Source organism: Serratia sp. FGI94, assembly GCF_000330865.1.
In the GTDB taxonomy this organism is placed as follows: Bacteria; Pseudomonadota; Gammaproteobacteria; order Enterobacterales; family Enterobacteriaceae; genus Serratia_B; species Serratia_B rubidaea.
Genome location: NC_020064.1, coordinates 4,652,944 through 4,668,372 on the forward strand (window position 1 = coordinate 4,652,944; position 15,429 = coordinate 4,668,372).

The following is a 15,429-nucleotide window of genomic DNA, read 5'->3' on the forward strand; positions in this document are numbered from 1 at the left end:
GCTGCTTGCGCTATCTGCCGCGACGAATATCAGCCATTTGCCAACGCCGTTTAACAAAGACCCGGCGCCGGCTGCGAAAATAAGTCACATACAGATAAAAAATTGTTCGATGACTGAAAATAAATCCGCCTGCAACGCCCAGCGACAGCAGCGCCACGCTGAAGAAACCGGAGACGCCACCCCCCCAGGCAAACAGCGCGGCCAGCAACGCAACCGCCAACAACAGCAGATAATATTTCAACAATAGCACGCCGCTGTTTTTACCCTGCGTCAGTTGCAGCAGGATTAACGACATCCATACCGCCAATATGCCGCCGCTGCCCAACAGCGCCACCGCCGGCGACACGTTCGTGAAGGCAAACGCCACATCAGCCATCATGCCCATCACGCCCGCTACGCCGAATGTCAGGCCAATCATCAGCCCCATGACATTGCCAACCCCCGGCGGGGAAAGCCGTTGGCCGGGCGTCAGAAAATGCCGTTCCAGTTCAGGGGCAACACCGGTAAACACGGCAGGATCGCGCGCTGCAATCTGCCGCTCCATCTCGCGTCCCTGGGCAATCAGGCGGTTAACGATCGCCCTAGCCCTGCAGGAAGAAACGAAACGCCGGGTTATCCGTTTCATCATGACAGTCATAGCCCAGTGCCGTCAGATGCTGTTCAAACTCCGGCTCGCTTTGCGCCAGCTCGAAGGCCGCCAGCACGCGGCCGAAGTCGGTGCCATGGCTGCGGTAATGGAACAGGGAAATATTCCAGTGGGTGCCGAGAGTATTCAGGAACTTCAGCAACGCGCCGGGCGATTCCGGGAACTCAAAGCTGTACAGCCGCTCGCGCAGCGGCTTGGAAGGGCGGCCGCCCACCATATAGCGCACGTGCAGCTTGGCCATTTCATCGTCGGACAGATCCACCACCTGATAGCCGCCGGCCGTCAGCTCGCTGATGATTTCCCGGCGCTCCGCATGGCCGCGCGTTAAACGCACGCCGACGAAGATGCAGGCGTTGTCGGCATCGGCGTAGCGGTAGTTGAACTCGGTGACCGAACGGCCGCCCAGCAGCTGGCAGAACTTGAGGAAGCTGCCCTGCTGTTCGGGAATGGTCACCGCCAGCAAGGCTTCGCGCTGCTCGCCCAGTTCGCAGCGTTCGGATACGTAGCGCAGCCCGTGGAAATTCAGGTTGGCGCCGGACAACACGTGCGCCAGACGCTCGCCCTGAATATCGTGCTGCTGCACGTACTTTTTCAACCCTGCCAGCGCCAGCGCGCCCGACGGTTCGGCAATGGCGCGCACGTCTTCAAACAGGTCTTTAACCGCAGCGCAGATGGCGTCGCTGTCGACGGTGATCACGTCATCCAGATACTCACGGCACAGGCGGAAGGTTTCGTCGCCGATACGTTTGACCGCCACGCCTTCGGCGAACAGCCCGACGCGGGCCAGATCCACCGGCTGTCCGGCATCCAGCGCCGCCCGCAGGCAGGCCGAATCTTCCGCCTCAACGCCAATCACTTTGATTTGCGGCATCAGCTGTTTGATCAGCACCGCCACGCCGGCCGCCAGGCCGCCGCCGCCGACCGGGACAAACACCCGATCCAGATGGGCGTCCTGCTGCAGCAGCTCCATCGCCAGCGTCCCCTGCCCGGCGATCACCGCCGGGTGGTCGAACGGCGGCACAAAGGTCATGCCCTGCTGGCGAGACAGCTCCACCGCCTTCGCCTTCGCCTCGTCAAAATTGGCGCCGTGCAGCAACACCTCGCCGCCGAAGCCGCGCACCGCGTCCACCTTGATATCCGCGGTGGCGACCGGCATCACGATCAGGGTTTTAATCCCCAGACGGCTGCCGGACAGCGCCACGCCCTGCGCGTGGTTGCCCGCAGAAGCGGTAATCACGCCGCGCGCCTTTTGCTCTTCGCTCAGGCCGGCAATCATCGCGTAGGCGCCGCGCAGCTTAAAGCTGTGCACCGGCTGGCGGTCCTCACGTTTGACCAGCACGGCGTTGCCCAGCCGCGAGGAGAGTTTTTCCATGTTCTGCAGCGGGGTGACCTGCGCCACCTCGTAAACCGGCGAACGCAGCGCCGCCCGCAGATACTCCGCCCCGCAGGGGGCCTCTGATAGGGGTTGTGATACCGCCATGCCGCTTAGCCTCCCAGCTTGCTCTTGTCACGTACCGCGCCTTTGTCGGCGCTGGTGGCCAGCGTTGCGTAAGCGCGCAGCGCATAGGACACCTGACGTTCGCGGGATTTCGGCGTCCAGGCCGCATCGCCGCGCGCCAGTTCGGCCTCGCGCCGCGCCGCCAGTTCGCTGTCCGCCACTTCCAGTTTGATACCGCGGTTCGGGATATCAATAGCGATCGTATCGCCGTCCTGCACCAGCGCAATCAGACCGCCGTTGGCCGCTTCCGGCGAGGCGTGCCCGATGGACAAACCGGAGGTGCCGCCGGAGAAACGTCCGTCGGTGATCAGCGCGCAGGCCTTGCCCAGCCCCATCGATTTCAGATAGGTGGTCGGATAGAGCATTTCCTGCATGCCCGGCCCGCCTTTCGGCCCTTCGTAGCGGATGACCACCACGTCGCCGGCTTCGACTTTGCCGCCGAGGATGGCTTCCACCGCATCTTCCTGGCTCTCGTACACCTTGGCCGGGCCGCTGAAGACCAGAATTTCTTTGTCGACACCGGCGGTTTTGACGATACAGCCGTCTTCCGCCAGGTTGCCATACAGCACCGCCAGCCCGCCGTCCTGGCTGTAGGCGTGCTCACGGGTGCGGATACAGCCCTCTTTACGGTCGGTATCCAGCGAATCCCAGCGGCAGTCCTGCGAGAATGCCTGCGTGGTGCGGATACCCGCCGGACCGGCAGCGTACATCTGCTTCACATCCTCATCCTGAGTCAGCATCACATCATAGGCCGCCAGCGTTTGCGGCAGCGTCAGACCCAGAACGTTGCTGACGTCGCGGTTCAGCAAACCGGCGCGGTCCAGTTCGCCGAGGATGCCGATCACCCCGCCGGCGCGGTGGACGTCTTCCATATGGTATTTCTGCGTGCTCGGCGCCACCTTGCACAGGTGCGGCACCTTGCGGGACAGGCGGTCGATATCTTCCATGGTGAAGTCCACCTCGCCTTCCTGCGCCGCCGCCAGCAGGTGCAGAACGGTATTGGTCGAGCCGCCCATGGCGATATCCAGCGTCATGGCGTTTTCAAACGCCGCCTTATTGGCGATATTGCGCGGCAGCGCGCTCTCATCGTCCTGCTGGTAGTAACGTTTGGTCAGCTCAACGATGCGCTTGCCCGCGTTAAGGAACAGCTGTTTGCGATCGGCATGCGTCGCCAGCAGCGAGCCGTTGCCCGGCTGCGACAGCCCCAGCGCCTCGGTCAGACAGTTCATCGAGTTGGCGGTGAACATGCCGGAACAGGAGCCGCAGGTCGGACAGGCGGAGCGTTCAATCTGTTCACTCTCGGCGTCGCTGACGTTGGGGTTCGCCCCCTGAATCATGGCGTCCACCAGATCCAGCTTGATGATCTGGTCGGACAGTTTGGTTTTACCGGCCTCCATCGGGCCGCCGGAGACGAAGATCACCGGAATATTGAGGCGCAACGCCGCCATCATCATCCCCGGGGTGATTTTGTCGCAGTTAGAGATGCACACCATCGCATCGGCGCAGTGGGCATTGACCATATACTCGACCGAATCGGCGATCAGCTCACGCGAAGGCAGGGAGTAAAGCATGCCGCCGTGTCCCATGGCGATGCCGTCATCCACCGCAATGGTGTTGAACTCTTTCGCCACGCCGCCGGAGGCTTCAATCTGTTCGGCAACCAGTTTGCCCAGATCGCGCAGATGCACGTGGCCCGGCACAAACTGGGTAAAGGAGTTGACCACCGCGATAATCGGCTTGCCGAAATCGGCCTCGGTCATCCCGGTCGCGCGCCACAGGGCGCGGGCGCCGGCCATATTGCGGCCGTGGGTGGTGGTGGCTGAACGTAACTTAGGCATGCTCTTTTCACTCCAATAAATTCTGTTTTTATACGGACGGCGAACGAACCGTCCGTTTATTCCCCGGATGCTGCACGTGCGGGGCGGTTGTGTTGTCTGTCTGGCGCGGTTTGTTATGGGTTAATCGGATCCAGCCAGCCGTATTTGTCTTCAGTGGCGCCGCTGAAAAGGCCGAAGAATGCCTGCTGGATCTGCTTGGTGACCGGCCCGCACTTGCCGATGCCCACCTGGATACCGTCGACGCTGCGCACCGGCGTGATTTCCGCCGCGGTGCCGGACATAAACACTTCGTCGGCCAGGTACAGCGATTCGCGCGACAGCACCTGCTCACGCACTTCAATGCCCAGATCTTTCGCCAGTTTGATAATCGCGTCGCGGGTAATGCCCGGCAGCGCCGAGGAGGTGAACGGCGGCGTAAACAGCACGCCGTCTTTTACCTCAAACAGGTTTTCACCGGCGCCTTCAGAGATGTAGCCATGCACATCCAGCGCGATGCCTTCCTGGTAGCCGTGACGACGCGCTTCGCTGCCCACCAGCAGCGAAGAGAGATAGTTGCCGCCCGCTTTGGCCGCGGTCGGAATGGTATTTGGCGCCACGCGCTGCCAAGAGGAAACCATCGCATCGATACCTTGATCCAGCGCCTCTTCACCCAGATACGCGCCCCAAGGAAACGCCGCGATAATCACGTCTGTCTTGTAGCCGGCCGGTGGGTTAACGCCCATCCCGACATCGCCGACAAAGACCAGCGGACGGATATAGGCGCTGACCAGATTGTTTTTACGCAGCGTGGCGCGGCAGGCTTCCATCAGCTCATCCACGCTCTGGGAGACCGGCATGCGGTAGATCTTCGCCGAATCATGCAGGCGCTGCATATGTTCACGGTGACGGAACACCACCGGACCTTTATGGGAGTCGTAGCAACGTACCCCTTCAAACACCGACGTGCCGTAATGCAAGGCGTGCGACATCACGTGTACTTTCGCCTCGGCCCAAGGAACCATCTCACCGTTGAACCAGATATAATCGGCTTTCTTCGTCATTGTTCTTTCCTTCTCGCGCCTTAGGCGCGTATTTGTTGTGATGTGTTGTTGTGTTGCTGCTGGATTTCCACGCTGGAGACATCCATCAATTTATTTAACTGGGATGACAGTAAATCTACCGAGCGCTGGCTGGCAACGGTCAATTCAATATTGATTCGGTCGCTGTTCAGGCCCGACGCCATATTCATAGCACAAACCTGGAAGCCGCGATGACGTACGACACGCAATACGCGCTCTAACATTTCAGGACGAAAACGGGCCTGGATCGAGAGTTGATGCTGCATCATGATACTTTCTCCAACATGGTTTCGTTGCCGGCGCCCGGCGGCACCAGCGGCCAGACGTTTTCGAGTTCATCAATCGCCACCTGCAGCAGATACGGCCCGTCGCTGTTTAACAGCGCGTCGAGCGCCTCCGCCACCTGGTCTTTGCGGGTAATGCGTTGGCCGGGAATATCGAACGCGCTGGCCAGCGTCAGGAAATCGGGGTTATCGGACAGGTTGGTCTCACTGTAGCGCCCGTCAAAGAACAGCTGCTGCCACTGGCGCACCATGCCCAGACGCTGGTTATCCAGCAACACGATCTTCACCGGCAGCTGCTTGCGCTTGATGGTGCCCAACTCCTGCACGTTCATCATGAAGGAGCCATCGCCCGATACGCAGATCACCGTATCTTGCGGCCGGGCGATCTGCGCGCCGACCGCGGCAGGCACGCCAAAGCCCATGGTGCCCAGCCCGCTGGAGGTGATGAAGTTTTCCGGCCGCTCGAACGTCATATGCTGGGCGCTCCACATCTGGTGCTGCCCGACGTCGGTGGTGACCACCGTATTGGCCGGCATGCGCTCCGACAGCTGTTTGAGCAACAGCGGCGCGTAAATCAGCTGGCCGGGATGGTCGTAGCGCCAGGCGTGCAGCGCTTTCAGCTCGCCGACGCGCTGTTGCCACTCACCGATAGCCAGCGGCTGCTGCAGCGCCGGCAGCATCGTTTTCAGATCGCCCTGCAGCGCGACGTGCGCCTGACGCAGCTTGTTCAGTTCAACGGGGTCGATATCCATGTGGATAACTTTGGCGTGCGGCGCAAACGCGTTCAGCTTGCCGGTAACGCGATCGTCAAAGCGCGCCCCGACCGCCACCAGTAAATCGCACTCCTGCACCGCCAGGTTTGCCGCCTTGGTGCCGTGCATCCCCAGCATGCCGAGGTAGTACGGATGCGCGGCATCCGGTGCGCCCAGCCCTTTCAGGGTGGCGACCGTCGGCATCTGCGTAGCGTCGATAAACGCGCGCAGCGCCGGCACCGCCTGCGCCATACCGACGCCGCCGCCGACGTACAGCACCGGCTTTTGCGCCTGCGCCAGCAGGGCGTAGGCCTGCTCGATACCCTCCATCGCCGGGTCGCACTCGTCGTTGACCGGCATCAGGTGCGGCGGTAAATCCGCCTGCGCCAGCTGGATGTCTTTCGGGATATCGATCAGCACCGGGCCAGGACGACCGCTGGCGGCGATGGCGAACGCCTCGGCCATGATGCCAGGCAGCGCGTCCAGCGATTCCACCAGGAAGCTGTGCTTGGTGCAGGCCAGTGACAGGCCCAGAACATCGATCTCCTGAAAGGCATCGGTGCCGATCAGCGCGGACCCCACCTGCCCGGTGATGGCCACCACCGGCACGGAATCAAGCAACGCATCCGCCAGGCCGGTGATCAAGTTGGTGGCGCCGGGGCCGGAGGTGGCGATGCAGACGCCGGTTTTACCGGTGGCGCGCGCATAGCCGATTGCCGCCATGGCCGCCCCTTGTTCATGACGGCACAGCAGGTGTTCTACCCCACCGTCATACAACGCATCGTACACCGGCATGATTGCGCCGCCCGGATAGCCGAAAACCTTATCAACCCCCTGCGCACGCAACGCTTGCACCACCCACTGAGCACCATTCATAGTTATTTCCCCGCCTTACTTCGAGAATTGCAGGATTTTGTTCTGTTGTTCACTCTCTGCTCCCCACTTCACTTTTCTCTTGCCAATAAAAAACCCCCGGACCTGACGGTGCGGGGGTTCTCTTGCGATTCCGGCTTGTTTTTTAAGCCATTCTTCGTCCAAGTGCAGCCCCGCACGGTGGGATAATAATCACCACCACGCTAATCACGACTAGGCTAATCACTTGGGCAAACGCTTTCATAATCGGTATGTTCACTGTGCTCGTTTCGAACTAATGCCTACAGAGTTACCATAGTCACACTTCACATGACAATACTTTTTTTGCGTTATTATTCTGCACAATCTGGTCATACCTCAAACAAAGTGCTGCCTTTTCAAACGTTAACATGCGCAGACGCCGATTCGACCGTGCCGGACAGCGCTTTGCCGCGCGTGTCCTTGCCAAACAGCACCAACAGCGAAATCACAATGGCCACCGTACCGGCGATGATCGCCATGGCCAAGCCGTAGTTATGGCCGTGGCTCTCCGCGATGCTCGCCTGCAGCGTCGCATTCACCGAGGCAATAAGATTACCCAGCTGATAAACAAATCCCGGCAGCACCGCCCGCGTGTTGGCCGGCACCAGCTCATTCAGATAGGTCGGCACTACGCCCCAGGCGCCCTGCACCATAAACTGCATCAGAAATGCGCCGATCCCCAACATCAGCGAGCCGCTGGCAAACGCCCACAGCGGAATCACCGGCAGCGCCAGCAGTGCGGCGATAACAATGGCTTTTTTACGGCCGATCTTTTCCGACAGCACGCCGAAGAATACGCCGCCGATAATGGAGGCGATATTGTAGCTAATCGCGATGATACTGACGGTTTTGGGATCGAAACCGTGCTGAACTTTCAAGAACGCCGGATACAGATCCTGCGTGCCGTGAGAGAAGAAATTGAACGCCGCCATCAGTGCAACCAGGTAAATACACAGTTTCCAATGCTGCTTCAGCACCGGCAGCAGCGCAGTGCTCTCTTTGCGTTGACGCGCCGCCAGCCACACCGGCGACTCCTGCACGCAGTAGTAGATAAACGGCAGCAGTAAAATCGGCGCTGCGCCAATTACGAACATGCCACGCCAGCCCAGCAGCTCAAACAGCGTGCCGTACACCACCGCCGCCAGCAAATAGCCGAACGGGTAGCCCGCCTGGAAAATACCGGACATCAGCCCGCGTGAACGATCCGGAATGCTTTCCATCGCCAGCGAGGAGGCAACGCCCCAGATGCCGCCCATGGCAACGCCATACAACACGCGCAGCAGCAGGAAAATAGTCAGCGAAGGCGCGGCGGCGGACAGCAGCTCAAACACGGAAAAGAACACGATGTTCAACATCAGAATCGGCTTGCGCCCATACTTTTCCGCCGCGCGGCCAAACAGCAGCGCGCCGATCGGCCGTACGGCCAGCGTCAGCAGAATCGCCAGCGTGACCTCTTCCATACCGACGTGAAACGCCTCGGCAATATCGCTGAGTAGGAAGACCAGAACAAAGAAATCAAAAGCATCAAGCGTCCAGCTGGCAAAGCTGGCGATGGCTGCATTGCGTTGCAACGACGTCCAACCAAACATAACGTTATTCCTACCATAGAGTACAAAGTGAATGGGGTTCAACGGCTGTCGCCGCGGAGTAGGCGACGGTCGGGGATTATGTTGATTAAGTGTTTTTTATTTTAATCAATTGTTAAATACACCCATTAACTCTCCGGTTGCAACTTGGTTAGCCTGCTAATTTGTTGCATCGTTCACGGAATTGTTAATCAGTATTGCCGCCCCACTCGCAAAAAACGCCTATCGCAATGAAATAATGAATATTTTCCGGAATAAGCCGCGCAGTTTCGTCAATTAAGCCCTGCAGCGGTGGCCAGGAAGGCGCATGCTGCCGGCCTGAGTAAGGAGGCTCTATGTCATTGGCGGTTATTTTCACTCGGGCTACGCTGGGCGTTCAGGCGCCGTCGGTGACGGTCGAAGTTCATATCAGCAACGGGTTGCCCGGATTAACGCTGGTCGGCCTGCCGGAAACCACGGTCAAGGAGGCGCGCGATCGGGTACGCAGCGCACTGCTCAACAACGGTTTTACCTTTCCCGCGAAACGCATCACCGTCAACCTGGCGCCGGCGGACCTGCCCAAGGAGGGTGGCCGGTACGATCTGCCGATCGCTCTGGCGATCCTCGCCGCTTCGGAGCAGATCCCGGCAGATCGGCTGGCTGAACACGAATTTCTCGGCGAGCTGGCGCTGTCCGGCGCATTGCGCGCCGTCAGCGGCGCCATCCCCGCAGCAATGGCGGCGCAGCAGGATGGCAGAGGGCTGATCCTGCCGGCAGAAAATGAAGGGGAAGTCGGCCTCCTGCCAAAAGAAGGAACGCGGGTTGCAACGCACCTGTTGGCCGTCTGCGCCTTTCTGCTGGGCCAGGGTGAACTGTCGCTTGCCCAGCCTCCTGCCGCGCCGCCTAACGACAACCGGGGGGACCTGCAGGATATTATCGGCCAGGAACAGGCCAAACGGGCGCTGGAGATTGCCGCCGCCGGTGGTCACAATCTGTTGCTGCTCGGCCCGCCAGGCACCGGCAAAACCATGCTGGCAAGCCGCCTGCCGGGATTATTGCCGCCGCTAACCGACCAGGAGGCGCTGGAGAGCGTTGCGGTTGCCAGCCTGCAGCATCAGCCCGCCGGCAGGCTGCCGTGGCGCCAGCGGCCATTCAGGGCGCCGCACCACAGCGCATCCATGGCGGCACTGGTCGGCGGCGGCTCTCTGCCGCGTCCGGGGGAAATATCCATGGCGCACAACGGCGTGCTGTTCCTTGATGAACTCCCCGAATTTGAACGGCGTACGCTGGACGCCCTGCGCGAGCCTTTGGAATCCGGGGAAATTGTCATTTCTCGCGCCAGCGCCAAAGTCTGCTTCCCGGCGCGGATTCAGCTGATCGCCGCCATGAATCCCAGCCCGACCGGTCATTATCAGGGCGTGCATAACCGAACCCCGCCACAGCAGGTTCTGCGCTATCTGGGCCGACTTTCCGGGCCATTTCTCGACCGGTTCGATTTATCGATTGAAGTCCCCTTGCTGCCGCCCGGTACGCTCAGCAAACAGCAGGAGCCGGGAGAAAGCAGCCAGCAGGTGCGCCAGCGCGTAATCGCGGCGCGGGAACGGCAATTGCAGCGCGCCGGAAAAATTAATGCCATTCTCGGCAAACGCGAAGTGGATCGAGATTGCCCATTGTGCGATGCCGACGCCCACTATCTAGAAACAACCTTGCTTAAGCTGGGATTATCCGTACGCGCCTGGCATCGCATCCTCAAGGTAGCACGCACGCTGGCGGATTTAGCGGGAGAAAAACATATTGCCCGCCACCATCTCAGCGAAGCATTAGGCTACCGTCGGATGGAACGCCTGCTGATCCAGCTACATCGCAGCCTGGAATAAAAAATGGGGCCGAAGCCCCATTTTTTTAATCATCGCTGTCGGTGTAATCTTCCACCGCATCAGCCTGCGGTTTACCGCCGGACAGAGTATGGAATTTTTTCGGGCGACGCGTACGCGTCAGATACTTGGTCCAGACTTTTTCCTGCTCGGTAACCGGCTCGCGTTCACCGCGGCACACTGCGAGGAACAGCTGTTCTTCCTCAGTGGCTGGTTGGCGTTTCCCTGCATCCAACTCATTGAACGCATAGCCGAAACGCTCTAGCAATTGCGCTTCTTTAATGGTGAAATCGCCGTGACGGGAGAACCCGCGAGGGTAGTGTTTATTATCAAAAAAACGATTAGTCGTGGTGAAACTATCCGCCATCTGACACGCTCCTAATTCTCTTATGGCCGTGCTGTTTATGGCGCGGAGTATTAGATACGCTTGACAGCGTGTAAAACAAAACATTTAAATCTTAACGACAAAAAAATTTTGGAGAAAGGCGTGGATACCGAATTACTGAAAACCTTTTTGGAGGTCAGTAGAACGCGTCACTTTGGCCGAGCCGCAGAATCTCTGTATTTAACGCAGTCCGCGGTCAGTTTCCGCATTCGTCAGCTGGAAAATCAATTAGGTGCGAATTTATTCACCCGCCACCGCAATAATATCCGTCTGACGCCGGCCGGAGAACGTCTGCTACCCTACGCGGAAAGCCTGATGAACACCTGGCAACTGGCCAAAAAAGAGGTCGTACGGTCGCCTCAGCACAGCGAACTGTCAATCGGCGCTAGCGCATCATTATGGGAAGCCTACCTGACCCCGTGGCTCCAGTCGCTTTACCAACAGCGGGAGACATTACAGCTGGAAGCACGCATCGCATTGCGGCATTCGCTGGTAAAACAGCTGCACGAAAGACAGCTCGATTTACTGATTACCACCGAGCCACCCAAAATGGATGAATTAACCAGCCAGCTGCTGGGCAACTTTTCGTTACGACTCTTTTCCTCATCGCAGCGCGATCAACAGACGCCGATGCCCTATATCAAACTGGAATGGGGAGCGGATTTTCATCAGCAGGAAAGCCGCATGCTGGATGCGGAGACCGTGCCGGTTCTGACGACCACCTCAGCGCACCTGACACGTCAGCTGTTGGAAACCACCGGCGGCTGCGCTTTTTTGCCAAGCCAGTGGGAAAAAGAGTATCCGAACCTGGTCGCCAACGCGGAAGTGCCAAGTATTACGCGCCCGCTGTATGCCGTTTGGTTGCAAAACAGCGATCAGCAGCCGCTTATTCGTCAGTTACTAAAAATACCTTTAAATACCGCGGCATGAGGCGCTACAGCCGTTTTAATTTTTTAATGGTAGGGGTAGGCTCTGTATTAATCCAAAAGGCCTCATGGGCCTTTTAGGCGGCAATAGAGCCTTTTGCCGATAATAAGCGCATCACCATCGCAGAAAGATTCAACGTGAAAGGAAAAATTGGCGGGGCTCAAAAGCAAAAAACCCTTCGCTTGCGCAAAGGGTTTTTAATATGGCAGGGGCGGAGAGACTCGAACTCGCGACACCCGGTTTTGGAGACCGGTGCTCTACCAACTGAGCTACGCCCCTAAATCGTGCTTACCATTATGCCTGCTTATCAGCAGGCATAATCTAAATAAGTGGCGGAACGGACGGGGCTCGAACCCGCGACCCCCTGCGTGACAGGCAGGTATTCTAACCAACTGAACTACCGCTCCACCGATTCTGTTACGTTGCTTTTTACAAAGCAGCAAGGTCTCTTTTCAACCTTGCGATCATCAGACGTCACGCTGATAACGTTTATTTGATGCCTGGCAGTGTCCTACTCTCGCATGGGGAGACCCCACACTACCATCGGCGCTACGGCGTTTCACTTCTGAGTTCGGCATGGGGTCAGGTGGGACCACCGCGCTATTGCCGCCAGGCAAATTCTGTTTCATCCCGACCGCTACCTCGTAGCCATCAGAACCAATCTCGGAACTTCACTGAAAATATCAACCAATCTCTCTAAAACACCTTCGGTGTTGTAAGGTTAAGCCTCACGGTTCATTAGTACTGGTTAGCTCAATGCATCGCTGCACTTACACACCCAGCCTATCAACGTCTTAGTCTTAAACGTTCCTTCAGGGGCCTTAAAGGCCCAGGGAAGACTCATCTTGAGGCAAGTTTCGCGCTTAGATGCTTTCAGCGCTTATCTTTTCCGCACTTAGCTACCGGGCAGTGCCATTGGCATGACAACCCGAACACCAGTGGTGCGTTCACTCCGGTCCTCTCGTACTAGGAGCAACCCCTCTCAATCTTCCAACGCCCACGGCAGATAGGGACCGAACTGTCTCACGACGTTCTAAACCCAGCTCGCGTACCACTTTAAATGGCGAACAGCCATACCCTTGGGACCTACTTCAGCCCCAGGATGTGATGAGCCGACATCGAGGTGCCAAACACCGCCGTCGATATGAACTCTTGGGCGGTATCAGCCTGTTATCCCCGGAGTACCTTTTATCCGTTGAGCGATGGCCCTTCCATTCAGAACCACCGGATCACTAAGACCTGCTTTCGCACCTGCTCGAGCCGTCACTCTCGCAGTCAAGCTAGCTTATGCCTTTGCACTAACCTCACGATGTCCGACCGTGATTAGCTAACCTTCGTGCTCCTCCGTTACTCTTTGGGAGGAGACCGCCCCAGTCAAACTACCCACCAGACACTGTCCTCACCCCAGATTATGGGGCCGAGTTAGAACATCAAACATTAAAGGGTGGTATTTCAAGGATGGCTCCATGCAGACTGGCGTCCACACTTCAAAGCCTCCCACCTATCCTACACATCAAGGCTCAATGTTCAGTGTCAAGCTATAGTAAAGGTTCACGGGGTCTTTCCGTCTTGCCGCGGGTACACTGCATCTTCACAGCGAGTTCAATTTCACTGAGTCTCGGGTGGAGACAGCCTGGCCATCATTACGCCATTCGTGCAGGTCGGAACTTACCCGACAAGGAATTTCGCTACCTTAGGACCGTTATAGTTACGGCCGCCGTTTACCGGGGCTTCGATCAAGAGCTTCTCCTTACGGATAACCCCATCAATTAACCTTCCGGCACCGGGCAGGCGTCACACCGTATACGTCCACTTTCGTGTTTGCACAGTGCTGTGTTTTTATTAAACAGTTGCAGCCAGCTGGTATCTGCGACTGGCTTCAGCTCCATCCGCAAGGGACTTCACCTACGCGCCAGCGTGCCTTCTCCCGAAGTTACGGCACCATTTTGCCTAGTTCCTTCACCCGAGTTCTCTCAAGCGCCTTGGTATTCTCTACCTGACCACCTGTGTCGGTTTGGGGTACGATTTGATGTTACCTGGAGCTTAGAGGCTTTTCCTGGAAGCTTGGCATCAACTACTTCTGCACCGTAGTGCATCGTCATCACGCCTCAGGGTTAATAGCGTTCCGGATTTACCAGGAACACCCCCCTACACGCTTAAACCGAGACAACCGTCGCTCGGCTAGCCTAGCCTTCTCCGTCCCCCCTTCGCAGTAACACCAAGTACAGGAATATTAACCTGTTTCCCATCGACTACGCTTTTCAGCCTCGCCTTAGGGGTCGACTCACCCTGCCCCGATTAACGTTGGACAGGAACCCTTGGTCTTCCGGCGAGCGGGTTTTTCACCCGCTTTATCGTTACTTATGTCAGCATTCGCACTTCTGATACCTCCAGCAACCCTCGCAGGCCACCTTCAACGGCTTACAGAACGCTCCCCTACCCAACAACGCCTAAGCGTCGCTGCCGCAGCTTCGGTGCATGGTTTAGCCCCGTTACATCTTCCGCGCAGGCCGACTCGACCAGTGAGCTATTACGCTTTCTTTAAATGATGGCTGCTTCTAAGCCAACATCCTGGCTGTCTGTGCCTTCCCACATCGTTTCCCACTTAACCATGACTTTGGGACCTTAGCTGGCGGTCTGGGTTGTTTCCCTCTTCACGACGGACGTTAGCACCCGCCGTGTGTCTCCCGTGATAACATTCTTCGGTATTCGGAGTTTGCATCGGTTTGGTAAGCCGGGATGGCCCCCTAGCCGAAACAGTGCTCTACCCCCGAAGATGAGTTCACGAGGCGCTACCTAAATAGCTTTCGGGGAGAACCAGCTATCTCCCGGTTTGATTGGCCTTTCACCCCCAGCCACAAGTCATCCGCTAATTTTTCAACATTAGTCGGTTCGGTCCTCCAGTTAGTGTTACCCAACCTTCAACCTGCCCATGGCTAGATCACCGGGTTTCGGGTCTATACCTTGCAACTAGACGCCCAGTTAAGACTCGGTTTCCCTACGGCTCCCCTATTCGGTTAACCTTGCTACAAAATATAAGTCGCTGACCCATTATACAAAAGGTACGCAGTCACACCACGAAGGTGCTCCCACTGCTTGTACGTACACGGTTTCAGGTTCTATTTCACTCCCCTCGCCGGGGTTCTTTTCGCCTTTCCCTCACGGTACTGGTTCACTATCGGTCAGTCAGGAGTATTTAGCCTTGGAGGATGGTCCCCCCATATTCAGACAGGATAACACGTGTCCCGCCCTACTCATCGAACTCACGACCTGTGCATCTTCGTGTACGGGACTATCACCCTTTACTGTGCGACTTTCCAGACGCTTCCACTGACACACAAGCCGATTCAGGTTCTGGGCTCTTCCCCGTTCGCTCGCCGCTACTGGGGGAATCTCGGTTGATTTCTTTTCCTCGGGGTACTTAGATGTTTCAGTTCCCCCGGTTCGCCTCCTGCCACTATGTATTCATGACAGGATAGTGTGTCGAAACACACTGGGTTTCCCCATTCGGGTATCGTCGGTTATAACGGTTCATATCACCTTACCGACGCTTTTCGCAGATTAGCACGCCCTTCATCGCCTCTGACTGCCTAGGCATCCACCGTGTACGCTTAGTCACTTAACCTCACAACCCGAAGATGTTTCTTCTGTCTGGCCGGTTGGCTGCGCGTCGTGAATTCTGCGTTACGCAGTGCTCGGAATGCTCAT

At 57.7% G+C, this 15,429-nt stretch carries 11 protein-coding genes, 2 tRNA genes and 2 rRNA genes; 2 read left to right on the top strand and 13 right to left on the bottom strand.

The window, feature by feature from the left end; genetic code table 11:
- Positions 1–10: 10 nt before the first annotated feature.
- The 8 genes from D781_RS21260 to D781_RS21290 form a co-directional block, all read right to left on the bottom strand.
- Positions 11–544 (bottom strand): hypothetical protein, encoded by a 534-nt coding sequence (locus D781_RS21260; protein ID WP_015962282.1) that lies wholly within the window; start codon positions 542–544, stop codon positions 11–13.
- A gap of 37 nt (positions 545–581) precedes the next feature.
- Positions 582–2,126 (bottom strand): threonine ammonia-lyase, biosynthetic, encoded by a 1,545-nt coding sequence (gene ilvA, locus D781_RS21265; RefSeq protein ID WP_015962283.1) that lies wholly within the window; start codon positions 2,124–2,126, stop codon positions 582–584.
- Positions 2,127–2,131: 5 nt separating this feature from the next.
- Positions 2,132–3,982, bottom strand: a complete 1,851-nt coding sequence (gene ilvD, locus D781_RS21270) for a dihydroxy-acid dehydratase (protein WP_015962284.1) — start codon at positions 3,980–3,982, stop codon at positions 2,132–2,134.
- Between the two features lie 113 nt (positions 3,983–4,095).
- Positions 4,096–5,022, bottom strand: a complete 927-nt coding sequence (locus D781_RS21275; RefSeq protein WP_015962285.1) for a branched-chain amino acid transaminase — start codon at positions 5,020–5,022, stop codon at positions 4,096–4,098.
- 20 nt (positions 5,023–5,042) lie between these two features.
- On the bottom strand, positions 5,043–5,309 hold the full coding sequence (ilvM, locus tag D781_RS21280; RefSeq protein ID WP_015962286.1) for an acetolactate synthase 2 small subunit: 267 nt from the start codon (positions 5,307–5,309) through the stop codon (positions 5,043–5,045).
- Positions 5,306–6,952 carry an acetolactate synthase 2 catalytic subunit gene (ilvG, locus tag D781_RS21285; RefSeq protein ID WP_015962287.1) on the bottom strand — a complete coding sequence of 549 codons (1,647 nt, stop codon included), beginning with the start codon at positions 6,950–6,952 and terminating at the stop codon, positions 5,306–5,308. The genes ilvM and ilvG overlap by 4 nt, the downstream gene beginning before the upstream one ends.
- A 142-nt stretch (positions 6,953–7,094) precedes the next feature.
- Positions 7,095–7,193, bottom strand: coding sequence for an ilv operon leader peptide (ilvL, locus tag D781_RS23115; protein ID WP_015962288.1), 99 nt, complete (start codon positions 7,191–7,193; stop codon positions 7,095–7,097).
- Between the two features lie 133 nt (positions 7,194–7,326).
- A complete protein-coding gene (locus D781_RS21290; RefSeq protein WP_015962289.1) occupies positions 7,327–8,559 on the bottom strand; it encodes an MFS transporter in 1,233 nt (410 codons plus the stop codon).
- 332 nt (positions 8,560–8,891) lie between these two features.
- On the opposite strand from D781_RS21290, the gene D781_RS21295 reads away from it, so the two are divergent.
- Entirely contained in the window at positions 8,892–10,412 is a 1,521-nt protein-coding gene (locus tag D781_RS21295; RefSeq protein ID WP_015962290.1) for a YifB family Mg chelatase-like AAA ATPase, read from the top strand.
- Positions 10,413–10,437: 25 nt separating this feature from the next.
- Here D781_RS21295 and D781_RS21300 read toward each other — a convergent pair whose 3' ends face one another.
- Positions 10,438–10,776 carry a DUF413 domain-containing protein gene (locus D781_RS21300; protein WP_015962291.1) on the bottom strand — a complete coding sequence of 113 codons (339 nt, stop codon included), beginning with the start codon at positions 10,774–10,776 and terminating at the stop codon, positions 10,438–10,440.
- Between the two features lie 120 nt (positions 10,777–10,896).
- Between D781_RS21300 and hdfR the strand changes: the two genes are divergently transcribed.
- Positions 10,897–11,724, top strand: coding sequence for an HTH-type transcriptional regulator HdfR (hdfR, locus tag D781_RS21305; RefSeq protein ID WP_015962292.1), 828 nt, complete (start codon positions 10,897–10,899; stop codon positions 11,722–11,724).
- A 200-nt stretch (positions 11,725–11,924) separates the two neighbouring features.
- On the opposite strand, the gene D781_RS21310 is transcribed toward hdfR, so the two are convergent.
- From D781_RS21310 to D781_RS21325, 4 genes are all read right to left on the bottom strand, one after another.
- Positions 11,925–12,000: transfer RNA gene (locus tag D781_RS21310), tRNA-Trp, on the bottom strand.
- 51 nt (positions 12,001–12,051) lie between these two features.
- Positions 12,052–12,128: transfer RNA gene (locus D781_RS21315), tRNA-Asp, on the bottom strand.
- 91 nt (positions 12,129–12,219) lie between these two features.
- A 5S ribosomal RNA gene (gene rrf / locus D781_RS21320) occupies positions 12,220–12,335 on the bottom strand.
- Between the two features lie 103 nt (positions 12,336–12,438).
- Positions 12,439–15,346: ribosomal RNA gene (locus tag D781_RS21325) — 23S ribosomal RNA — on the bottom strand.
- Between the last annotated feature and the right edge of the window lie 83 nt (positions 15,347–15,429).